We start from the raw sequence: 22,042 nt of genomic DNA on the forward strand, positions 1-22,042 counted from the left end.
TAGGAGAAAATCTATGTCAGATTTGAAAAAATACGAAGGTGTCATTCCAGCCTTCTACGCATGTTATGATGATCAAGGAGAAGTCAGTCCAGAGCGTACGCGTGCCTTGGTCCAATACTTCATTGATAAAGGTGTTCAAGGTCTCTATGTCAATGGTTCTTCTGGTGAGTGTATCTACCAAAGTGTGGCAGACCGCAAGTTGATTTTGGAAGAAGTTATGGCCGTTGCCAAAGGAAAATTGACTATCATTGCTCACGTTGCTTGCAATAATACAAAGGATAGTATGGAACTTGCTCGCCACGCAGAAAGTTTGGGTGTAGATGCCATTGCAACGATTCCACCGATTTACTTCCGTTTGCCAGAATACTCAGTTGCCAAATACTGGAACGATATCAGTGCAGCAGCTCCAAACACAGACTACGTAATTTACAACATTCCTCAGTTAGCAGGTGTTGCTTTGACTCCAAGTCTCTATACTGAAATGTTGAAGAATCCACGTGTTATCGGTGTTAAGAACTCTTCTATGCCAGTTCAAGATATCCAAACCTTTGTGAGCCTCGGTGGAGAAGACCATATCGTCTTTAACGGTCCAGATGAACAATTCCTAGGTGGTCGTCTCATGGGTGCTAAAGCTGGTATCGGTGGTACTTATGGTGCGATGCCAGAACTCTTCTTGAAACTCAATCAGTTGATTGCTGAGAAAGATTTGGAAACAGCGCGTGAATTGCAGTATGCGATCAACGCAATCATTGGTAAACTCACTTCTGCACATGGAAATATGTACGGTGTCATCAAAGAAGTCTTGAAAATCAATGAGGGACTTAACATTGGATCAGTTCGTTCGCCATTGACACCAGTGACTGAAGAAGATCGACCAGTTGTAGAAGCAGCTGCAGCCTTGATTCGTGAAACCAAGGAGCGCTTCCTCTAATCCATAAGGAGGTATTTATGACACACTACGTTGCAATTGATATCGGTGGAACCAACATCAAATATGGTTTGATTGACCAAGAAGGCCAGCTTGTTGAATCACATGAAATGCCAACAGAGGCGCATAAGGGTGGCCCCCATATCTTACAAAAGACCAAAGATATCGTAGCCAGCTATTTAGAAAAAGGCCCAGTAGCAGGTGTTGCCATTTCTTCTGCAGGAATGGTGGATCCCGACAAAGGCGAGATTTTCTATGCTGGCCCGCAAATCCCTAACTATGCAGGGACCCAGTTCAAGAAGGAAATCGAGACGAGTTTTGCTATTCCTTGTGAGATTGAAAATGATGTCAACTGTGCAGGTCTGGCTGAGGCAGTATCTGGTTCAGGCAAGGGAGCGAGTGTCACTCTTTGCTTGACCATTGGAACAGGTATAGGTGGTTGCTTGATTATGGATGGGAAAGTCTTCCATGGATTTAGCAATTCGGCCTGCGAAGTCGGTTATATGCATATGCAGGATGGAGCTTTCCAAGATCTCGCTTCTACGACAGCTTTGGTGGAGTATGTAGCAGCAGCTCACGGAGATTCAGTTGATCAGTGGAATGGCCGACGCATTTTCAAGGAAGCTACTGAAGGAAATAAAATCTGCATGGCTGGGATTGACCGAATGGTAGATTACCTTGGAAAAGGTCTGGCAAATATTTGCTACGTTGCCAATCCAGAAGTGGTCATTCTCGGTGGCGGTATCATGGGGCAAGAGGCTATCCTCAAACCGAAGATCCGCACAGCCTTGAAGGCGGCCTTGGTACCAAGTCTGGCAGAAAAAACACGATTAGAATTTGCCCATCACCAAAATACAGCAGGGATGCTCGGTGCATATTACCATTTCAAGACAAAACAATCCTAGTTTGGAATTATAGAATTAAGAAGAACACTTGATCACTACTTGAGTGAAAACTGTTTTGCTTAATTCTTTTTTTGATGATGGAAAAACTGTCAAGGTATATGAAAAGTAGCGGAAAGACCTATCAAGACCATTATGCGACCTTGCTTCATAGGTATGAGAAAGACAAAGAAGAATTACAAAGAAAATGAACGATAGGAGCAGAGTTCCTACCGTAGAAGAATATATGAGAGGAGATATCCTTTAAGATAATCTTAGAAGACGGCGCAAGCTCTTTACTTTGTTTCTAAAAACTAAACTAAGCCAAGAAGAAAAAGTGATATAATGAGATGGATGAGAATTGACAAATTAGAATTTGTAGAGGTGATAAAACTGTAATGGCAACATATTCACCTTAAATCGAAATAGTATAAAATTACGAGGAGATGATAAGATGAACAATTATATAAAATTAAATGAAGATAGATGGAATAATGTAAAAAATGACTACACTGAGCCGTTGACACATGAAGAATTAGAAGAAGCTAGAAAACATCCAATTTCTGTTGCCTTAACTGTTGGGAAAAAAGTTCCGATAGAATGGTTTGAAAAAGCCAAGGGAAAAAAGATATTAGGTTTAGCTTGTGGTGGTGGTCAGCAGGGTCCCGTTTTTGCTGCAAAAGGTTATGATGTCACCATCATGGATTTTTCTACATCACAATTAGAAAGAGACGAGATGGTTGCTAAAAGAGAAGGCTTAAAGATCAATACCGTTCAAGGCGATATGACAAAACCTTTTCCATTTGAAGATGAAACTTTTGATATTGTTTTTAATCCAGTTTCAAATGTATATATAGAAGATTTAGAAAACATGTATAAAGAAGCCGCTCGAGTATTAAAAAAGGGTGGACTGTTAATGGTCGGATTTATGAATCCTTGGATATATATGTATGATGCTGACATTGTATGGGACAAACCCGATGAGGAATTACTTTTAAAGTTTTCACTACCTTTTAATTCAAGAGAGCTTGAAGAGGAAGGCGAAATCACCATCAATCCAGAATATGGATATGAATTTAGCCATACCTTAGAAACTCAGATTAGAGGACAACTAAAAAATGGTCTCGCTATGATCGATTTTTATGAATCATGTGACAAAAGACATCGATTATCACGTTATGGAAATGATTATATAGCTACACTTTGCATTAAACTATAATCTTATAGAACACATTTCAGGAGAATAGCCCGTTTTATTTTCTGTAAGGGTTAAAATCTAAATCTCAGCTTGTCGAAGCAAAACAATTAAATAAAATTAGAGAAAGGAAGTAAAAGCAAATAGCTGATACTTCCTTTTTTTGTTGTCAAAGATTAAAAAACGGAGAGGAGAATTTATGGAAGAATTGAAAAATACAGATAAAAAAGCATCAGCACAAAGAGAAAAATTGGAAAGACCACCTATGGAGCCTATTATCATTTCAAAACAAAACAATCCTAGTTTGGCTCAACCAAACTAGGATTTTCTAACGCGTTTTTGTCTACGATAGCCGTTGAGCTTTTTGTTTTCCCAATAACTATTAAAGATTTTTTCCTTGCTCTCGCGATTGATTTCTAAAAAGTAGGCATAAATCAAATCTATTAAAATGAGCATAGGGAGTTGAGCGGAAATACGCTGGATGTAAGAAGATTGGCTATGATTTGCGACGAGGACTGTTTCGGTATAAGCCTGACTATTTTTGTTTGGAGCGCTGGTAAAGAGAATGGTCTTAGCCCCCATTTCCTTGGCATCCAACAAACTATCTAGAACGGATTGGGTAGTGCCAGATAGGGAAAAGCCAAGCACCAAACAATTTTCATCCATAATACTGGTCGTCCATGCAAAGCCATCCTGATCGGTCAAAGCTTCACAGACAACACCTAGACGCATAAAACGGAGTTTCATCTCACGGGCAATCAGACCAGAACTTCCCGTCCCAAAAAAGTAAACTCGTTCAGCGTCATCGATTAATTGGGCAACTCGTTCCAGTTGTTCTTCGTCAATTAAATTCTGTGTTTGTTCCCGTAGGTTGCTGTAGCTTCGTAAAACACGTTTGGTCAAAGGACTGTGTTTGTGCGAATGAGTGTCCGGTTTACTAGCCTGGTGCTGGTATTGAAAGACAAATTCTCGATAGCCAGTAAAGCCACATTTTTTTGCAAAACGGGTAAGAGCAGCTTGGGAAACATGCAGTTTTTGAGTAACCTGTTGCGATGATAGATCATCCACAATCGTATCTACCTGCAAGAAATAACGAGCGATTTCCTGTTCTAACTCTGTTAATTCTTCAAAATGAAGATCAATAATAGTTGCGATATCCTGCTTTTTCATGGAGCTCCTTTTCATGAGTCAAACTCTTAAAAGTTGACGATTGCCAGCTTATTAACATCATTATATCATAGAAGTTAGGATAACCAAATAAAAAGGCATTTTCGATTAAAAGTCAAAAAATGCTTCGACTTTTCCAAGAGTTTCTCCGTAAAATATGGTACAATGAAATGTACTGGTCTCTGGTCAAATCTTACCATTTTTTTAGGTGAATTTGTCAGTGAAACCTGAAATTTTTCTAGAAAAGAGTCTTAGTTGTATGAGAAAATTCAATAGCCATTCGATTCCGATTCGGCTTAATTTACTGTTTGCGATAGTTATCCTGCTCTTTATGACCATTATCGGTCGATTGTTATACATGCAGGTACTGAATAAAGATTTCTATGAAGCAAAGTTGGCATCAGCCAGCCAGACTAGGGTGACAACCAGTTCAGCTCGAGGGCAGATTTATGATGCAACAGGTAAACCCTTGGTAGAAAACACACTCAAGCAAGTTGTTTCTTTCACACGAAACAATAAGATGACGGCGGCAGAGTTAAAGGAGACGGCTAAAAAACTGCTGACTTATGTAAATGTAACCTCCCCTGATCTGACTGATCGACAGATTGCAGACTATTACCTGGCGGACCAGGATATTTACAAAAAAACAGTCGAGGCTCTGCCAAGTGACAAACGTCTGGATTCCGATGGGAACCGTTTATCGGAAGCAACTCTCTACAATAATGCGGTTGAAAGTATTGACGTGAGTCAACTCAATTATACAGATGACCAGAAAAAAGAAATCTATCTCTTTAGTCAGCTCAATGCTGTTGAAAATTTTGCAACGGGTACCATTTCTACGGATGCCTTAGATGATACCCAAGTTGCTCTTGTGGCTTCTGCATCCAAGGAATTGCCAGGTATCAGCATTTCAACCTCATGGGATCGTAAAGTACTGGACACTTCTCTATCGTCTATCGTCGGCAGCGTTTCAAGTGAAAAGTCAGGTCTTCCAGTTGAGGAAGTTGACGCTTATCTCAAGAAAGGATACTCTCTCAATGACCGAGTAGGGACTTCTTATCTTGAAAAGCAATATGAAGATGTTCTTCAAGGCAAACGCTCCGTCAAGGAAATCCACCTCGACAAACATGGAAATATGGAAAGTGTGGAAAATATCGAGGAAGGAAGCAAAGGAAACAATATTAAACTAACGATTGACCTAGCTTTCCAAAATGGAGTGGATGACCTGCTTAAGAGCTACTTTAACTCGGAGTTGAGTAATGGTGGCGCTAAATATTCGGAAGGAGTCTACGCAGTCGCTCTCAATCCTAAAACAGGTGCAGTTCTAGCCATGTCAGGTGTCAAGCATGATGTCCAATCAGGGAAATTAAGTCCAGACTCCCTAGGGACAGTTACCAATGTCTTTGTACCAGGATCTGTCGTCAAGGCAGCAACCATCAGCTCTGGCTGGGAAAATGGAGTTTTGTCAGGCAATCAAACCTTGACAGACCAGCCGATTGTTTTCCAAGGGTCGGCTCCTATCAATTCATGGTATACCTTGTCCTATGGCTCTTTCCCTATCACAGCGGTTGAATCCTTGGAATATTCTTCAAATACCTACATGGTGCAAACAGCTCTGGGAATTATGGGACAGACCTATAAACCCAATATGATGGTAGCGACGAGTCAATTAGATACAGCTATGGGCAAATTGCGGTCAACCTTTGGAGAATACGGACTCGGGGCTTCAACGGGAATTGATCTTCCAGATGAATCAACAGGATTTATACCAAAAGAATTTGATTTGGCCAACTATCTAAACAATGCCTTTGGTCAGTTTGATAACTATACTCCGATGCAGTTAGCCCAGTATGTCGCAACAATCGCAAACAATGGTGTGCGTCTGGCTCCCCATATCGTTGAAGGCGTTTATGGAAACAATGACCAAGGTGGGTTGGGAAGTCTGGTTCAAGAAACAGCCACCAAGGAAATGAACAAGGTTAATATTTCAGAAGCAGACATGGCTATCTTGCAGCAAGGTTTCTATCAAGTTTCGCATGGAACGAGCGCTCTGACAACTGGTCGTGCCTTCTCAAATGGTGCAGCCGTTTCCATCAGTGGAAAGACAGGTACTGCCGAAAGTTACGTTAATGGCGGTCAAAAAGCCAATAATACCAACGCAGTCGCCTATGCACCAACCGAAAATCCCCAAATCGCTGTTGCAGTCGTATTTCCTCATAACACTAATCTTACAAATGGTGTCGGACCTTCGATTGCACGCGATATTATCAATCTTTATCACCAACACCATCCAATGAATTAGAAAGGAACTTATGCTGTATCCAACACCTATTGCCAAGCTGATCGATAGTTATTCAAAGCTTCCGGGTATCGGGATTAAAACGGCTACCCGCCTAGCCTTCTATACCATTGGAATGTCTGATGACGATGTCAATGAATTTGCCAAAAATCTCCTGTCTGCTAAGCGGGAGTTGACCTATTGTTCCATCTGTGGTCGCTTGACCGATGACGATCCTTGCTCTATCTGTACGGATCCGACTCGAGACCAGACAACCATCTTGGTGCTAGAGGATAGTCGTGATGTGGCTGCTATGGAAAATATCCAAGAATACCACGGACTCTATCACGTCTTGCACGGCCTCATTTCTCCTATGAATGGCATCAGCCCAGACGATATCAATCTCAAGAGTCTCATGACTCGTCTCATGGATAGTGAGGTTTCAGAGGTGATCGTGGCAACCAATGCGACAGCAGATGGGGAAGCGACCTCTATGTATCTCTCTCGTCTCCTCAAGCCAGCTGGTATCAAGGTCACTCGTCTAGCACGAGGTCTCGCCGTGGGAGCAGATATCGAGTATGCGGATGAGGTCACACTCTTACGAGCTATTGAAAATCGGACAGAGTTGTAAGAGTAGACAAATTTACGAACTCAATTCATTCATACAAAAACAGGGAGACCGAGTTTTGTTGTTATCGGTCTCTTTTTATGTTTCTTGACTACCAACACCATGTCCAAGTTTCAAAAAAGAAGCAAATATGATATACTAAAGAACGAGTATTCTATTAGAATTAGGACAAACAATATGAAACAAACGATTATTCTTTTATACGGTGGGCGGAGTGCAGAGCGTGAAGTCTCTGTCCTTTCAGCTGAAAGTGTGATGCGTGCGGTCAACTACGACCGTTTCACAGTCAAGACTTTCTTCATCAGCCAGTCAGGTGACTTTATCAAGACGCAAGAATTTAGCCAGACTCCAGGTCAAGAAGATCGTCTCATGACCAATGCGACTATTGACTGGGACAAGAAAATAGCGCCAAGTGCCATCTACGAAGAAGGTGCAGTGGTCTTTCCAGTTCTTCATGGTCCGATGGGAGAAGATGGCTCTGTTCAAGGATTCCTTGAAGTTTTGAAAATGCCTTATGTTGGCTGTAATATCTTGTCATCCAGCCTTGCCATGGATAAAATCACGACTAAGCGTGTCTTGGAGTCTGCCGGGATTGCCCAAGTTCCTTATGTAGCCATCGTTGAAGGGGATGATATGACTGCTAAAATCGCTGAAGTTGAGGAAAAGTTGACTTATCCAGTCTTTACTAAGCCGTCAAACATGGGTTCAAGTGTCGGTATTTCTAAGTCTGAAAACCAAGAGGAACTCCGTCAAGCTTTGAAACTTGCCTTCCAATATGACAGCCGTGTCTTGGTAGAGCAAGGGGTGAATGCTCGTGAAATCGAGGTTGGTCTCTTGGGCAACTACAATGTTAAGAGTACACTTCCTGGTGAAGTGGTCAAGGATGTTGCTTTCTACGACTATGATGCCAAGTATATTGACAACAAGATTACCATGGATATCCCAGCCAAGATCAGTGATGATGTGGTAGCTGTCATGCGTCGAAATGCAGAAACGGCTTTTCGTGCGATCGGTGGCCTCGGTCTCTCTCGTTGCGATTTCTTTTATACAGATCAGGGCGAGATTTTCCTAAATGAGCTCAATACCATGCCAGGTTTCACCCAGTGGTCTATGTATCCACTGCTATGGGACAATATGGGAATCAGCTACCCAGACCTAATCGAGCATTTGGTTGACCTTGCTAAGCAAAGTTTTGACAAGCGCGAAGCGCATTTGCTATAAAAATGAAAGAGAGGGTAGAAGCCAGAACCATCACTGCAAAGTGATTAGAGTTCTCGGGCTTCAACCCTTTTTAAAGGAGTAGAAATGAAATTAACGATCCATGAAGTTGCCCAAGCTGTTGGAGCTAAAAATGATGTTAGTCTTTTTGCGGACGCTCAGTTAGAAAAGGCTGAGTTTGACAGTCGTTTAATCACTGCTGGAGATTTGTTTGTTCCGCTCAAGGGTGCGCGTGATGGTCACGACTTTATCGAAACAGCTTTTGAAAATGGCGCAGCAGTAACCTTGTCTGAGAAAGAAGTTACAAATCATCCCTACATTCTAGTAGACGACGTGTTGACCGCCTTTCAAACCCTCGCAGCCTACTATCTTGAAAAAACGGATGTAGATGTCTTTGCTGTTACGGGTTCAAATGGCAAGACGACGACTAAGGATATGCTGGCGCATTTACTGTCAACAACCTACAAGACATACAAAACTCAAGGCAATTACAATAATGAGATTGGGCTTCCTTACACGGTTCTTCACATGCCTGAAGGGACAGAAAAGTTGGTCTTGGAGATGGGGCAGGATCACTTGGGAGATATCCATCTCTTGTCTGAGTTAGCTCATCCTAGGACAGCCATCGTGACTTTGGTTGGAGAAGCCCATTTGGCCTTTTTCAAAGACCGTTCGGAAATTGCTAAAGGCAAAATGCAAATTGCTGATGGTATGGCTCCGGGTTCCGTTCTCTTAGCACCAGCTGATTCGATTGTAGAGGACTACTTGCCTACTGATAAAAAGGTAGTTCGTTTTGGGCAAGGGGCAGAGTTGGAAATCACAGACTTGGTTGAGCGCAAGGATAGTCTGACCTTTAAGGCTAATTTTTTGGAACAAACCCTTGATTTGCCAGTGACTGGTAAGTACAATGCCACCAATGCTATGATTGCATCCTACGTTGCCTTGCAAGAAGGAGTGTCAGAGGAACAGATTCGTCAAGCCTTCCAAAATCTTGACTTGACGCGTAATCGTACTGAGTGGAAGAAAGCTGCCAACGGAGCAGATATTCTGTCAGATGTTTACAATGCCAATCCAACTGCTATGAAGTTGATTTTGGAGACATTCTCTGCCATCCCAGCCAACGAAGGGGGCAAGAAAATCGCTGTTCTAGCAGACATGAAGGAACTTGGTGACCAATCTATCCAACTCCATAACCAGATGATTTTGAGCCTTTCCCCAGATGTGCTGGATACCGTTATTTTCTACGGAGAAGACATTGCTGAATTGGCTCAACTGGCCAGTCAAATGTTTCCAATCGGTCATGTATTCTACTTTAAGAAAACTGCGAGCGAAGATCAATTTGAAGACCTTGTCAAGCAGATCAAGGAAAGCCTCGGTGCCAATGACCAAATTCTGCTCAAAGGCTCGAACTCTATGAATCTAGCTAAGTTGGTAGAAAGTTTAGAAAATGAATGCAAGTGATTTTACCAAGTATCTGCAAAGAATACTAGCTATTACGGATACTGGATTAACCTTTACAAAAAGATCCTTTTGACTGTGAGCGATACGAGGACTTGCGTGCGATCTTATCTGATATTTTGAGAGAAACTACAGAACTAAAGCAAGAGGAAGTAACAGAGCTCCTGAGACCAACTTCCGCTTACGCAACTCCTCTGATGGACGTCCGTGCTTGGATTGTTGAGGATGAAAAAGTATGTCTAGTCAGAGGGCAAGGAGAGGAAAGTTGGGCTTTGCCAGGTGGCTTTGGTGAGGTCGGCTATTCTCCAACCGAGAATATTCTCAAAGAAATTGAAGAAGAAACCGGTTTTACAGCTAAAGTTGAAAGGTTACTTGCAGTTTTTGACACCAATCGTTTCCAACTACAGAGCAAACAATATGCAAAGTTTGTCTTTGAATGTAAGCTTCTTGACGGACGATTTCAAGAAAATCAAGAGATTGCTGACCTTCAATTTTTTTCCATTGACCAACTACCAGCCTTGTCTGAAAAACGCATCACCAAGGAGCAGATGGAGATTCTTTGGCAGGTTTATCAGGTACAAAGAGAGCAATATATTGATTAGGTTATACTAGAGAAGTCTGCAAATCAAAAAAGGGTGTTTGTAAGATGAATTTCTGCGATACAAATGATATAATAGGTTGCGAATTTAAGCAGCAAGTATTCTATGCATGGTATAGAATCAAGCTTTTTCAAAAAAATTTAAAAGCTAGAATAGTGAGCTTTCTACTACTCTGGCTAGATGAACGAGGAATAGAATATGAATTTGTGGGAACAATTATTTACCACACAGATATCAGAACCGCCCCAGTTTGAACTCCACTGGTATATTGGTTTGTTAAGTTTATTGGCTCTTACTTTCTATGTTTCATATCGTTACCGTGACAAGGTGGCTTACCAGCGCTTTATTCAGATCCTTCAGTCTCTTCAACTGATTGTTCTGTATAGCTGGTATTGGGGACATCACATGCCCTTATCAGAAAGTTTGCCTTTCTATCATTGCCGTATCGCCATGTTTGTTATGCTCTTGATTCCAGGGACTTCCAAGTACAAGCAATACTTTGCACTTCTAGGAACCTTTGGAGCAACTGCAGCTCTGGCATACCCACTCTTTGACCCTTATCCGTTTCCACACGTGACCATCCTGTCCTTTATCATCGGACATGTGGCACTTTTGGGGAATGCGCTCCTATACTTGTTTAAGAATTATGAAGCTTCCCTGCTCAATTTGAAGAATGTGACAGTGATTACATTTTCTCTAAATGCCTTGATAGGAGTTGTTAACTTGGTTGTAGGTGGGGATTATGGTTTTTTAAATAAACCACCACTAGTGGGAAATCACGGGTTATTAGCGAATTACCTCATCGTGTCCAGTGTGTTGGTAGCAGCTATCAGTTTGACTGCAAAAGTACTAGAGGTCTTTTTGCAACAAAGAGCAGAAAAAATGATTCAAGAGAAAGCTTAAAAAGGCCTTCTCTTTTTTGATTAAATATGCAAAATATAGCTGTAAGGATATAAAAATAATGATTGCTCCTGAGAAAAATTGTTTAAAAGACTTTTACAAAAAACCTAGAGGAAATTTATGAAAAACTAAGCACGATTGGATTTTTTGTGTTATAATATTTTGTGAATAGCTGTGTCTCGTCACAGTTATTGAAAATAGAAGTGAGAAACTTGGAAGACAGAGAGGACGCAATGTAATGACTAGAGATGGTTTTTTTACAGGCTTAGATATCGGAACTAGCTCCATCAAAGTGCTGGTTGCCGAACATAGAGATGGTGAAGTAAATGTAATTGGCGTTAGCAATGCCAAGAGTAAAGGTGTCAAAGACGGGATTATCGTTGATATTGAGGCTGCTGCTTCAGCAATTAAATCCGCAATTTCCCAGGCAGAAGAGAAGGCAGGAATTTCAATCAAGTCTGTCAATGTTGGTTTACCAGCAAATCTCTTGCAGGTTGAACCAACTCAAGGAATGATTCCTGTAACATCAGATACAAAAGAAATTACAGATCAAGACGTAGAGAATGTTGTCAAATCAGCTTTGACAAAGAGCATGACGCCTGATCGTGAAGTGATTACTTTCATTCCAGAAGAATTTATCGTAGATGGCTTCCAAGGTATTCGTGACCCTCGTGGCATGATGGGGGTGCGTTTGGAAATGCGTGGCTTACTTTACACAGGACCTCGTACCATTCTTCATAACCTTCGTAAAACCGTGGAGCGTGTGGGAATCCATGTTGATAACGTCATCATCTCACCATTAGCGATTGTAAATTCAGTTCTTAATGAGGGAGAACGTGAGTTTGGCGCGACAGTGATTGATATGGGTGGTGGACAGACTACAGTTGCAACCATTCGCAATCAAGAATTGCAATTTACAAATATTTACCAAGAAGGTGGAGAATATGTCACTAAAGACATTTCCAAAGTCTTAAAAACTTCCCAAAAAATCGCAGAAAGTTTGAAACTAAACTATGGTGAAGCTTATGTTCCACTAGCAAGTAACGAGACTTTCCAAGTTGAAGTCATTGGTGAAGTAGAGCCCGTTGAAGTGACAGAAAGTTACTTAGCAGAAATTATTTCAGCACGTATCAAACATATTTTTGATCAAATTAAACAGGAGTTAGACAGAAGACACTTGTTGGATCTACCAGGTGGTATCGTTCTGATCGGCGGAAATGCGATTTTACCAGGAGTTGTCGAATTGGCGCAAGAAGTGTTTGGTGTTCGAGTGAAACTCTATGTGCCAAATCAAGTGGGAATTCGCAACCCTGCTTTTGCCCATGTGATCAGCTTGTCTGAGTTTGCAGGTAAATTGACAGAAGTGAATCTTCTGGCTCAAAAGGCAGTCAGAGGAGATGAATTCCTTCGCCAAAAACCAATTAATTTTGGTGTTTCAAATCAAAGTGTAACACCGATTATACAATCAACTCCAGTGCAACCAGCTACTGCAGCAACTGAAATCACACCTGACAGTGGCCTTGCTCCAAGAGACGAATTCCAAGCAAGTTCTCAAGATAAACCGAAATTAACAGACCGTTTCCGTAGCTTGATCGGAAGCATGTTTGATGAATAAAAGAGGAAAAGAAATTATGACATTTTCATTTGATACAGCAGCTGCTCAAGGTGCAGTTATTAAAGTAATTGGTGTCGGTGGAGGCGGTGGTAATGCTATTAACCGCATGATCGACGAAGGTGTTTCAGGAGTAGAATTCATTGCGGCGAACACAGACGTACAAGCCTTAAGTAGTACAAAAGCTGAAACAGTTATCCAACTCGGACCAAAGTTGACTCGTGGTTTGGGTGCTGGAGGTCGACCTGAGGTTGGTCGTAAGGCTGCTGAAGAAAGCGAAGAAGCATTGACAGCAGCAATCAGCGGTGCAGACATGGTCTTTATCACTGCTGGTATGGGTGGAGGATCTGGTACAGGTGCTGCTCCAGTGATAGCGCGTATTGCTAAAGATCTTGGTGCCCTTACAGTAGGTGTTGTGACACGTCCTTTTGGATTTGAAGGAAGCAAACGTGGTCAGTACGCTGTAGAAGGAATCAACGAACTTCGTGAACATGTAGATACCCTATTGATCATTTCAAACAACAATTTGCTTGAAATTGTTGACAAGAAGACACCGCTTCTTGAAGCTCTTAGCGAGGCAGATAACGTCCTTCGCCAAGGTGTTCAAGGGATTACAGACTTGATTACCAACCCAGGTTTGATCAACCTTGACTTTGCCGATGTGAAAACTGTCATGGCAAACAAAGGCAATGCCCTCATGGGGATCGGTATTGGTAGTGGTGAAGAGCGCGTTGTTGAAGCGGCTCGTAAAGCAATTTACTCTCCACTTCTTGAAACAACTATCGATGGGGCAGAGGATGTCATCGTCAACGTTACTGGTGGTCTTGATTTGACATTGATTGAAGCAGAAGAAGCTTCAGAAATCGTCAACCAAGCAGCTGGCCAAGGTGTAAACATCTGGCTTGGAACATCAATTGACGAAAGCATGAAGGATGAAATCCGTGTTACTGTTGTAGCGACAGGTGTTCGTCAAGAGCGAGTGGAAAAAGTTGTTGGTTCTCCAGTAAAACAAGCGGCTCGTCGTGAAGCCTCAAGACAACCGCACCCTCAAAATTTTGATCGTCATTTTGACCTAGAAGATACAGCAGAATTACCAAAACAAAGCCAACGACGCTTTGAAACAAGTCAATCTTCTGCTTTTGGTGATTGGGACTTGCGCCGTGAATCAATCGTTCGTCAAACTGATTCAGTCGTATCACCTGTAGAACGTTTCGAAGCACCGACTTATCAGGACGAAGATGAGTTGGACACACCTCCATTCTTCAAGAATCGTTAATCAATGGATTTGAAAAAAAATACAGAGTTCGTTTTTCAGCAGGTCGCTGAAGCTAGCCGAGAAGCAAATCGTGATCCGGCTTCTGTTTCAATTATTGCAGTGACGAAATATGTGGACGTAAAAACGGCGGAAGCCTTGCTTCCCCTGGGTGTTCATCATATTGGTGAAAATCGTGTTGATAAATTTTTAGAAAAATATCAGACGTTAAAAGAATTCCCCGTCACTTGGCATTTGATTGGAACGCTACAAAGACGGAAGGTCAAAGAAGTAATCCCTTTTGTGGATTACTTTCATGCTTTAGATTCCTTGAAATTGGCACAGGAGATTCAAAAGAGGACAGATCATGTTATCAAGTGTTTCCTACAGGTCAATATTTCAGGAGAAGAAAGCAAGCACGGTTTTTCCAAAGAAGAATTACTAGAACTTTTGCCAGACTTGGCTCAGCTAGATCAGATTGAGTATGTTGGTTTGATGACCATGGCTCCTTTTGAGGCAGATTCTGATGAATTGAAACAAATTTTCAAGAAAACTCAGGAACTGCAAGCAGAAATTAGGGAAAAACAAATTCCTAATATGCCGATGACAGAGTTGAGCATGGGGATGAGTCGTGACTATAAGGAAGCGATTCAATTTGGTTCGACCTTTGTTCGAATCGGCACAGCATTTTTTAAATAGGAGAGATCTATGTCTTTAAAAGATAGATTTGATAAATTTATAGATTATTTTACAGAAGATGGGGAAGAAACAACTGCGACTTATCAACCTCAGGATGAGCAGATGATTGCTTCATCGAGTTCAGCTTCTAAAGAACTGCCAGCGCAGTTTCAATCAACCACTTCAAAAGATGCAAACATCACTCGCTTACATGCTCGTCAACAAGAATTGGCTATGCAAAGCCATCGTACAGATGAAAAAGTGACGATTGATGTTCGTTATCCTAGAAAATATGAGGATGCAACAGAGATTGTGGATTTATTGGCTGGAAATGAAAGTATCTTGATTGACTTCCAGTACATGACAGAGGTTCAGGCTCGTCGTTGTCTAGACTATCTGGACGGTGCCCGTCATGTTTTGGCAGGTAATCTGAAAAAAGTTGCGAGTACAATGTATTTGTTGACACCAGTCAATGTGATTGTGAATATTGAAGATATCAAGTTGCCTGATGATTCTCAAAGTGCGGAATTTGGTTTTGATATTAAACGAAGTAGAGCGAAATAATGATTTTTCTAATTCGTCTAATCCAAAATGCAGTGAATATCTATTCCCTGCTTTTGTTAATCTATGCACTCCTCTCTTGGTTTCCAAATTCTTACGGTAGTTCACTAGAACGTTTACTGGAAAAACTGATTAGACCGATTGTTGATCCACTTCGCCGTTTACCTTTACAATTTGGAGGTTTGGATTTATCCATTTGGCTGGCAATCTTAATCGTCCGTTTTTTGGGTGACAGCTTGATTCGTTTCTTGTTGATACTATGATGACAAATAAAGCGATTTACCAGCACTTTTCCCTTGATGATGCTCCCTTTATTGATAAGGGATTAGAGTGGATCAAGCGAGTGGAAGATACTTATGCTCCTGTTCTCACTGCTTTTGTCAACCCGCATCAGGAACAGATATTGAGGGTTTTGGCTGGGACCTATGGACTGGGCTGTGTGAGTAGCGGAGAATATATCCATACGGAATTTGTCCGTGTCCTTCTGTATCCGGACTATTTCAGTCCGACACTGTCAGATTTTGAAATGGCATTGCTAGAGATCCGTTATTCAAGTAGATTTGAACAGCTAACACATGCAAAGATTTTGGGGACAATCATCAATCAACTAGGAATTGATCGTAAGCTCTTTGGTGATATCTTGGTAGATGAAAAGAGAGCACAGATTTTTGTCAATCGTGATTTTATTCCTCTGTTTCAGGACGGGATACAAAAGATTGCCAGACTACCTGTGTCGCTGGAGGAATGTCCTTTCACCGATAAAATCATATCTGAGATCAATTATCAAGAACAAGAGATTTTGATTTCCAGTTTTCGTTTGGATGCCCTCTTATCAAGTGCCTTGAAATTATCCAGAAAGCAGGCTAGTCAACTCATAGAGAAAAAATCTGTTCAGGTAAACTACCACCCCGTTGAAAAATTAGATTATCTAGTAGCTGTAGGGGATTTGATTAGTGTGAGAAAGTTTGGTCGTCTGAAGATTGTCAAAGAAAATGGGCAAACTAAAAGGGATAAGATAAAACTGACTATCCAATTATTATTAAGTAAGTGAGGAAAAGTATGCCAATTACATCATTAGAAATTAAAGATAAAACCTTTTCTACGAAATTCAGAGGGTTTGATCCAGAAGAAGTAGATGAATTTCTTGATATTGTTGTTCGTGATTACGAGGACTTAGTTCGCAATAATCACGAAATGGAAAGACACATTAGAAGTTTAGAAGAGCGCTTATCTTACTTTGATGAGATGAAGGATTCGTTGAGCCAGTCTGTTTTGATTGCTCAAGATACGGCTGAACGTGTAAAGCAAGCTGCTCAAGAGCGCTCAAACAATATTATTCAACAGGCTGAGCAAGATGCCCAGCGTCTCCTTGAAGAGGCGAAATACAAGGCTAATGAAATCCTACGTCAGGCAACAGATAATGCTAAGAAAGTAGCTGTTGAGACAGAAGAGTTGAAGAACAAGAGTCGTGTATTCCATCAACGCCTCAAGTCTACGATTGAGAGCCAGTTGGCAATTGTCGAATCTTCAGATTGGGAAGATATTCTTCGTCCGACTGCGACTTATCTCCAAACAAGTGATGAAGCCTTCAAGGAAGTCGTAGGTGAGGTCTTGGGAGAAGCTGTTCCTTCGCAACCAGAAGAAGAGCCGATTGATGTGACTCGCCAATTTTCACCTGAAGAAATGGCGGAGTTACAAGCCCGCATCGAAGCAGGTAACAAAGAATTAGCTGAGTTTGAAGCTCAGCAGGCTAACAGTCAAGCGGAAAGTCATGTGTTAGATATCAATACGGTTGTAGAAGAGATACAGTCTCATTCAGTTGAGCCACAACATGAGGATTCAGAAATGATGGCAGAGTATTTCTCAGTATCGCCATCAGCAACTGGAACTGCTTCTTCAACTACTAGCCATGGAGCACAACAAGAATCCGTTACAATATTATAAGAAATAAATGTGAGAACAAGATCTGACTAACTATATTTCCAGCGAGTAGGAGACGGTGTGAGTCCTGCAATCCCTAGTGGTCAGATTATCCTCTCAAGCAATCCAGTCTGAAAGCAGTAAGACAGGACGTTCCCCACGTTACGGGAAAAGAGGGGAAAAGACAAAGTCTTTTTCCGAACAAAGGTGGTACCACGATTTTCGTCCTTTTTAGCGATTCGTGGTTTTTAATTTGTCTATATAATAAAGGAGATATAATGAAACTCAAAGATACCCTAAATCTTGGAAAAACTGAATTTCCAATGCGTGCTGGACTTCCTACTAAAGAACCACTATGGCAAAAAGAGTGGGACGAAGCGAAACTTTACCAACGTCGTCAAGAATTGAACCAAGGAAAACCGCATTTCACTTTGCATGATGGACCTCCATACGCGAACGGAAATATCCACGTTGGGCACGCCATGAACAAGATTTCTAAAGATATTATTGTTCGTTCGAAATCGATGTCAGGATTTTATGCGCCTTATATTCCAGGTTGGGATACACATGGTCTGCCAATCGAGCAAGTATTGGCAAAACAAGGTGTTAAACGCAAAGAAATGAACTTGGTTGAGTACTTGAAACTTTGCCGTGATTATGCTCTTTCTCAAGTAGATAAACAAAGAGAAGACTTTAAACGTTTGGGTGTTTCTGGTGACTGGGAAAATCCTTATGTGACTTTGACTCCAGACTATGAAGCGGCTCAAATCCGTGTCTTTGGTGAAATGGCTAAAAAAGGCTATATCTACCGTGGTGCCAAGCCAGTTTACTGGTCATGGTCATCTGAATCAGCTCTTGCAGAAGCAGAAATTGAATACCATGACTTGCTTTCAACTTCCCTTTACTATGCTAACCGTGTCAAAGACGGAAAAGGTGTCCTAGATACTGATACTTATATCGTTGTCTGGACCACAACTCCATTTACTATCACAGCTTCTCGTGGATTGACTGTTGGTGCGGATATCGATTACGTAGTCGTACAACCAGCTGGTGAATCTCGTAAGTTTGTGGTTGCTTCAGAATTGTTGACTAGTTTGTCTGAGAAATTTGGCTGGGCTGATGTTCAAGTTTTGGCGACCTACCGTGGTCAAGAATTGAACCACATCGTGACAAAGCACCCATGGGATACAGCTGTAGATGAACTGGTTATCCTTGGTGACCACGTTACGACTGACTCTGGTACTGGTATCGTCCATACAGCCCCTGGTTTTGGTGAGGACGACTACAATGTCGGTGTTGCTAACGGTCTTGAAGTTGCTGTAACAGTTAACGAACGCGGTATTATGATGGCCAATGCTGGCTCTGACTTTGAAGGTCAATTCTATGACAAGGTTGTACCAACTGTTATCGAAAAACTTGATAATCTTCTCCTTGCGCAAGAAGAAATCTCTCACTCCTATCCATTTGACTGGCGTACAAAAAAACCAATCATCTGGCGTGCGGTGCCACAGTGGTTTGCTTCTGTATCTAAATTCCGCCAAGAAATCTTGGACGAAATTGAAAAAGTGAAGTTCCACTCAGAATGGGGTAAAGTTCGTCTTTACAATATGATTCGTGACCGTGGCGACTGGGTTATCTCTCGTCAACGTGCTTGGGGAGTTCCACTTCCTATCTTCTATGCTGAAGACGGAACGCCAATCATGACGGCTGAAACTATCGAGCACGTGGCTCAACTCTTTGAGGAACACGGTTCTATCATCTGGTGGGAACGTGATGCAAAGGATCTCTTGCCAGAAGGATTTACCCATCCAGGTTCACCAAATGGTGAGTTCAAGAAAGAAACAGACATCATGGACGTTTGGTTTGACTCAGGTTCATCATGGAATGGAGTTGTGGTAAACCGTCCAGAACTCAAATATCCAGCAGACCTTTACCTTGAAGGTTCTGACCAGTACCGTGGATGGTTCAACTCATCACTCATCACATCTGTTGCCAACCATGGCGTTGCTCCTTACAAACAAATCTTGTCACAAGGATTTGCCCTTGATGGTAAGGGTGAAAAGATGTCTAAATCCCTTGGAAATACCATTGCTCCAAGCGATGTTGAAAAACAATTTGGTGCGGAAATCTTGCGTCTCTGGGTAACAAGTGTTGACTCAAGCAACGACGTGCGTATCTCTATGGATATCTTAAGTCAAGTCTCTGAAACTTACCGTAAGATCCGTAACACCCTTCGTTTCTTGATTGCCAATACATCTGACTTTAATCCAGCTCAGGACGCAGTCGCTTACGATGAACTACGTTCAGTTGATAAGTACATGACCATCCGCTTTAACCAACTTGTGAAAACGATTCGTGATGCTTATGCAAACTTCGAATTCTTGACAATCTATAAGGCCTTGGTGAACTTTATCAACGTTGACTTGTCAGCCTTCTACCTTGATTTTGCGAAAGATGTTGTCTACATCGAAGGTGCCAAATCACTCGAACGCCGTCAAATGCAGACTGTCTTCTATGACATTCTTGTCAAAATCACCAAACTCTTGACACCAATCCTTCCTCACACTGCAGAAGAAATCTGGTCATATCTTGAGTTTGAAGCTGAAGACTTCGTTCAATTGTCAGAATTGCCAGAAGCGGAAACATTTGCTAACCAGGAAGAAATCTTGGATACTTGGGCAGCCTTCATGGACTTCCGTGGACAGGCTCAAAAAGCCTTGGAAGAAGCGCGTAATGCAAAAGTAATCGGTAAATCGCTTGAAGCACACTTGACAGTTTATCCAAACGAAGTTGTGAAAACTCTTCTTGGAGCAGTGGACAGCAATGTAGCTCAACTTTTGATCGTGTCAGAATTAACCATCGCAGAAGGTGCAGCTCCAGAAGGTGCAGTAAGCTTTGAAGATGTTGCCTTTACAGTTGAACGCGCTGCAGGTGAAGTATGTGACCGTTGCCGTCGTATTGACCCAACAACAGCAGAACGCAGCTACCACGTAGTCATCTGTGACCACTGTTCAAGCATCGTAGAAGAAAACTTTGCGGATGCAGTCGCAGAAGGATTTGAAGCGAAATAATCAGAATGGACTGAGAAAGGTCACTAAAATCATAAAAACGCATAGTATTAAGAGTTCAAGTACCTTGATATTATGCGTTTTATCATGGGAAAATTTACTAGTCCATTTCTTCAAATGAAGTTCTTCCTGGCCTGTCCGTGTAGATAATTAATATAATCAACTATTCAGTTTTCTCATAATTTTATATTTCTACTAATTATAAAGAGACTATAGAACTTAAAATTATTTTTTGAAAATCAATATTTATTATAAAATTTTATAAGATTGTTTAATTTTTAGATGAATTATGATAGAATAATACCTATAAAAATTTTAAGGAGATTATTATGAAAACAAATACACTTGCTCGTGTTAACGCTATTTTTGGTCTTATTTCAGGAATTGTATTGCTTTTAGCGCCAGTCATCATGTTTATGATGGCTGTTGGAGCTGCTGCAGCGACTGAAGACGCAGATGTAACACTTGGAACATTGACAGGGATTTCAATTATTTTGTTATTGGTTAAAATTGCTGTTTTGGTATTGGGAATTGTTGCTATTGTTTATTATAAAGATGATGAACGTGTTACGAATGCACCTTCTGTTTTGCTCATTGTAGGTGGTGCGGTCGGTTTGATTCCACTTTTGGGATGGGTAGGTGGAATTCTAACCATTATTGGTGGTTCACTCTACTTTGGAACTTTGAAAAAATTTGTAATTGAAGAGTAGTAGTTTTTTAATTATTTAGGAGAAACTGCTTCATTTTCTGTTGAGAACAATTATGATAATATGAAAAAGAGAAGACAGAGAAGCTCTTCTCTTTTTCGTTGATTTTCACTAGCTTTTTTGTGAAAAATTGTGTAAAATGGAATAGATAAACGAGGGTAACCTCGAAAAATAAAAGGAGAATCCATCTAATGGTAAAATTGGTTTTTGCTCGCCACGGTGAGTCTGAATGGAACAAAGCTAACCTTTTCACTGGTTGGGCTGATGTTGATTTGTCTGAAAAAGGAACACAACAAGCGATTGACGCTGGTAAATTGATCAAAGAAGCTGGTATCGAATTTGACCAAGCTTACACTTCAGTATTGAAACGTGCGATCAAAACAACAAACTTGGCTCTTGAAGCTGCTGACCAATTGTGGGTTCCAGTTGAAAAATCATGGCGCTTGAACGAACGTCACTACGGTGGTTTGACTGGTAAAAACAAGGCTGAAGCTGCTGAACAATTTGGTGATGAGCAAGTTCACATCTGGCGTCGTTCATACGATGTATTGCCTCCAAACATGGACCGCGATGATGAACATTCAGCTCACACTGACCGTCGTTACGCTTCACTTGACGACTCAGTTATCCCAGATGCTGAAAACTTGAAAGTGACTTTGGAACGTGCCCTTCCATTCTGGGAAGACAAAATCGCTCCAGCACTTAAAGATGGTAAAAACGTATTCGTAGGAGCTCACGGTAACTCAATCCGTGCCCTTGTAAAACACATCAAACGCTTGTCAGACGACGAAATCATGGATGTGGAAATCCCTAACTTCCCACCATTGGTATTCGAATTCGATGAAAAATTGAACGTAGTTTCTGAATACTACCTTGGAAAATAATTTATAAACAGAAAGCCTAGGATTCTAGGCTTTTTTGTTTTTTCTTCTAGTTTCCAACTAGTTGAAAAAGCGTTATAATGATAGTAAAGAGTGACTAAATTGTAAGAA

The 22,042-nt window shown here is 41.3% G+C and carries 20 protein-coding genes and 2 pseudogenes; 21 read left to right on the forward strand and 1 reads right to left on the reverse strand.

All coding sequences use genetic code 11. The features are described from left to right. The first annotated feature begins 13 nt into the window (after positions 1 to 13). The 5 genes and pseudogenes from B7708_RS07450 to B7708_RS10155 all read left to right on the forward strand — a co-directional run bounded on the left by B7708_RS07450 (position 14) and on the right by B7708_RS10155 (position 3,326). Positions 14 to 931: a dihydrodipicolinate synthase family protein gene (locus tag B7708_RS07450; protein WP_084868005.1), complete on the forward strand. Its 918-nt coding sequence runs from the start codon at positions 14 to 16 to the stop codon at positions 929 to 931. Positions 932 to 948: 17 nt separating this feature from the next. Continuing rightward, the gene (locus B7708_RS07455; RefSeq protein WP_084974857.1) at positions 949 to 1,833 is read left to right on the forward strand and encodes an ROK family protein; all 885 of its coding nucleotides are present in this window, start codon (positions 949 to 951) and stop codon (positions 1,831 to 1,833) included. A gap of 71 nt (positions 1,834 to 1,904) precedes the next feature. After that, positions 1,905 to 2,021: pseudogene (locus B7708_RS10100) on the forward strand (phage replisome organizer N-terminal domain-containing protein); the annotation flags it as partial. 242 nt (positions 2,022 to 2,263) lie between these two features. Beyond that, positions 2,264 to 3,028, forward strand: a complete 765-nt coding sequence (locus B7708_RS07460; RefSeq protein WP_084974859.1) for a class I SAM-dependent methyltransferase — start codon at positions 2,264 to 2,266, stop codon at positions 3,026 to 3,028. A gap of 175 nt (positions 3,029 to 3,203) precedes the next feature. Further along, the gene (locus B7708_RS10155) at positions 3,204 to 3,326 is read left to right on the forward strand and encodes a hypothetical protein (protein WP_275655530.1); all 123 of its coding nucleotides are present in this window, start codon (positions 3,204 to 3,206) and stop codon (positions 3,324 to 3,326) included. On the opposite strand, the gene B7708_RS07465 is transcribed toward B7708_RS10155, so the two are convergent. Further along, positions 3,323 to 4,174 carry a MurR/RpiR family transcriptional regulator gene (locus B7708_RS07465; protein ID WP_084974861.1) on the reverse strand — a complete coding sequence of 284 codons (852 nt, stop codon included), beginning with the start codon at positions 4,172 to 4,174 and terminating at the stop codon, positions 3,323 to 3,325. The two genes, B7708_RS10155 and B7708_RS07465, sit on opposite strands and share 4 nt — an antisense overlap. 256 nt (positions 4,175 to 4,430) lie before the next feature. Here B7708_RS07465 and pbp2b point away from each other — a divergent pair, with 256 nt between their 5' ends. From pbp2b to B7708_RS07545, 16 genes and pseudogenes are all read left to right on the forward strand, one after another. Beyond that, positions 4,431 to 6,473 (forward strand): penicillin-binding protein PBP2B, encoded by a 2,043-nt coding sequence (gene pbp2b, locus B7708_RS07470; protein ID WP_084974862.1) that lies wholly within the window; start codon positions 4,431 to 4,433, stop codon positions 6,471 to 6,473. Between the two features lie 10 nt (positions 6,474 to 6,483). Then, a complete protein-coding gene (recR, locus tag B7708_RS07475) occupies positions 6,484 to 7,080 on the forward strand; it encodes a recombination mediator RecR (RefSeq protein WP_000966754.1) in 597 nt (198 codons plus the stop codon). A 174-nt stretch (positions 7,081 to 7,254) separates the two neighbouring features. Beyond that, a complete protein-coding gene (locus B7708_RS07480; RefSeq protein WP_084974864.1) occupies positions 7,255 to 8,298 on the forward strand; it encodes a D-alanine--D-alanine ligase in 1,044 nt (347 codons plus the stop codon). An 84-nt stretch (positions 8,299 to 8,382) separates the two neighbouring features. Continuing rightward, positions 8,383 to 9,756, forward strand: a complete 1,374-nt coding sequence (locus B7708_RS07485; protein WP_084974867.1) for a UDP-N-acetylmuramoyl-tripeptide--D-alanyl-D-alanine ligase — start codon at positions 8,383 to 8,385, stop codon at positions 9,754 to 9,756. Next, positions 9,743 to 10,355, forward strand: a pseudogene (locus tag B7708_RS07490) (NUDIX hydrolase N-terminal domain-containing protein). Before B7708_RS07485 ends, B7708_RS07490 begins: the two are co-directional and overlap by 14 nt. A gap of 195 nt (positions 10,356 to 10,550) precedes the next feature. Then, positions 10,551 to 11,255: a YwaF family protein gene (locus B7708_RS07495; RefSeq protein WP_084974868.1), complete on the forward strand. Its 705-nt coding sequence runs from the start codon at positions 10,551 to 10,553 to the stop codon at positions 11,253 to 11,255. A 235-nt stretch (positions 11,256 to 11,490) separates the two neighbouring features. Continuing rightward, positions 11,491 to 12,867, forward strand: a complete 1,377-nt coding sequence (ftsA, locus tag B7708_RS07500; protein ID WP_000196334.1) for a cell division protein FtsA — start codon at positions 11,491 to 11,493, stop codon at positions 12,865 to 12,867. A 16-nt stretch (positions 12,868 to 12,883) separates the two neighbouring features. Beyond that, on the forward strand, positions 12,884 to 14,140 hold the full coding sequence (gene ftsZ / locus B7708_RS07505) for a cell division protein FtsZ (RefSeq protein WP_004243484.1): 1,257 nt from the start codon (positions 12,884 to 12,886) through the stop codon (positions 14,138 to 14,140). A 3-nt stretch (positions 14,141 to 14,143) separates the two neighbouring features. Then, a complete protein-coding gene (locus B7708_RS07510; protein WP_000364414.1) occupies positions 14,144 to 14,815 on the forward strand; it encodes a YggS family pyridoxal phosphate-dependent enzyme in 672 nt (223 codons plus the stop codon). A gap of 9 nt (positions 14,816 to 14,824) precedes the next feature. Then, positions 14,825 to 15,358, forward strand: coding sequence for a cell division protein SepF (locus tag B7708_RS07515; RefSeq protein WP_084974870.1), 534 nt, complete (start codon positions 14,825 to 14,827; stop codon positions 15,356 to 15,358). Further along, positions 15,358 to 15,618, forward strand: a complete 261-nt coding sequence (locus tag B7708_RS07520; protein WP_000576497.1) for a YggT family protein — start codon at positions 15,358 to 15,360, stop codon at positions 15,616 to 15,618. Before B7708_RS07515 ends, B7708_RS07520 begins: the two co-directional genes overlap by 1 nt. Beyond that, positions 15,615 to 16,406, forward strand: a complete 792-nt coding sequence (locus B7708_RS07525) for a YlmH family RNA-binding protein (protein WP_084974873.1) — start codon at positions 15,615 to 15,617, stop codon at positions 16,404 to 16,406. The genes B7708_RS07520 and B7708_RS07525 overlap by 4 nt, the downstream gene beginning before the upstream one ends. An 8-nt stretch (positions 16,407 to 16,414) precedes the next feature. After that, a complete protein-coding gene (locus B7708_RS07530; protein WP_142358286.1) occupies positions 16,415 to 17,299 on the forward strand; it encodes a DivIVA domain-containing protein in 885 nt (294 codons plus the stop codon). Between the two features lie 254 nt (positions 17,300 to 17,553). Further along, positions 17,554 to 20,346 (forward strand): isoleucine--tRNA ligase, encoded by a 2,793-nt coding sequence (gene ileS / locus B7708_RS07535; RefSeq protein ID WP_084974874.1) that lies wholly within the window; start codon positions 17,554 to 17,556, stop codon positions 20,344 to 20,346. 326 nt (positions 20,347 to 20,672) lie between these two features. Continuing rightward, positions 20,673 to 21,053: a hypothetical protein gene (locus tag B7708_RS07540; RefSeq protein ID WP_000856380.1), complete on the forward strand. Its 381-nt coding sequence runs from the start codon at positions 20,673 to 20,675 to the stop codon at positions 21,051 to 21,053. A gap of 188 nt (positions 21,054 to 21,241) precedes the next feature. Continuing rightward, positions 21,242 to 21,934, forward strand: a complete 693-nt coding sequence (locus B7708_RS07545) for a phosphoglycerate mutase (protein ID WP_000240126.1) — start codon at positions 21,242 to 21,244, stop codon at positions 21,932 to 21,934. The last annotated feature ends 108 nt before the right edge of the window (positions 21,935 to 22,042 follow it).

The sequence above is a fragment of the Streptococcus oralis subsp. dentisani genome (assembly GCF_002096615.1).
Classification (GTDB): Bacteria; Bacillota; Bacilli; order Lactobacillales; family Streptococcaceae; genus Streptococcus; species Streptococcus oralis_U.

Coding starts and splice junctions, on each gene's coding strand:
- B7708_RS07465 (WP_084974861.1), bottom strand. CDS start 4,174: ATGAAAAAGCAGGATATCGCAACTATTATTGATCTTCATTTTGAAGAA.
- ileS (WP_084974874.1), top strand. CDS start 17,554: ATGAAACTCAAAGATACCCTAAATCTTGGAAAAACTGAATTTCCAATG.
- B7708_RS07520 (WP_000576497.1), top strand. CDS start 15,358: ATGATTTTTCTAATTCGTCTAATCCAAAATGCAGTGAATATCTATTCC.
- ftsZ (WP_004243484.1), top strand. CDS start 12,884: ATGACATTTTCATTTGATACAGCAGCTGCTCAAGGTGCAGTTATTAAA.
- B7708_RS07450 (WP_084868005.1), top strand. CDS start 14: ATGTCAGATTTGAAAAAATACGAAGGTGTCATTCCAGCCTTCTACGCA.
- B7708_RS07510 (WP_000364414.1), top strand. CDS start 14,144: ATGGATTTGAAAAAAAATACAGAGTTCGTTTTTCAGCAGGTCGCTGAA.
- B7708_RS07545 (WP_000240126.1), top strand. CDS start 21,242: ATGGTAAAATTGGTTTTTGCTCGCCACGGTGAGTCTGAATGGAACAAA.
- B7708_RS07460 (WP_084974859.1), top strand. CDS start 2,264: ATGAACAATTATATAAAATTAAATGAAGATAGATGGAATAATGTAAAA.
- recR (WP_000966754.1), top strand. CDS start 6,484: ATGCTGTATCCAACACCTATTGCCAAGCTGATCGATAGTTATTCAAAG.
- B7708_RS07495 (WP_084974868.1), top strand. CDS start 10,551: ATGAATTTGTGGGAACAATTATTTACCACACAGATATCAGAACCGCCC.
- ftsA (WP_000196334.1), top strand. CDS start 11,491: ATGACTAGAGATGGTTTTTTTACAGGCTTAGATATCGGAACTAGCTCC.
- pbp2b (WP_084974862.1), top strand. CDS start 4,431: ATGAGAAAATTCAATAGCCATTCGATTCCGATTCGGCTTAATTTACTG.
- B7708_RS07530 (WP_142358286.1), top strand. CDS start 16,415: ATGCCAATTACATCATTAGAAATTAAAGATAAAACCTTTTCTACGAAA.
- B7708_RS07540 (WP_000856380.1), top strand. CDS start 20,673: ATGAAAACAAATACACTTGCTCGTGTTAACGCTATTTTTGGTCTTATT.
- B7708_RS07515 (WP_084974870.1), top strand. CDS start 14,825: ATGTCTTTAAAAGATAGATTTGATAAATTTATAGATTATTTTACAGAA.
- B7708_RS10155 (WP_275655530.1), top strand. CDS start 3,204: ATGGAAGAATTGAAAAATACAGATAAAAAAGCATCAGCACAAAGAGAA.
- B7708_RS07455 (WP_084974857.1), top strand. CDS start 949: ATGACACACTACGTTGCAATTGATATCGGTGGAACCAACATCAAATAT.
- B7708_RS07480 (WP_084974864.1), top strand. CDS start 7,255: ATGAAACAAACGATTATTCTTTTATACGGTGGGCGGAGTGCAGAGCGT.
- B7708_RS07485 (WP_084974867.1), top strand. CDS start 8,383: ATGAAATTAACGATCCATGAAGTTGCCCAAGCTGTTGGAGCTAAAAAT.
- B7708_RS07525 (WP_084974873.1), top strand. CDS start 15,615: ATGATGACAAATAAAGCGATTTACCAGCACTTTTCCCTTGATGATGCT.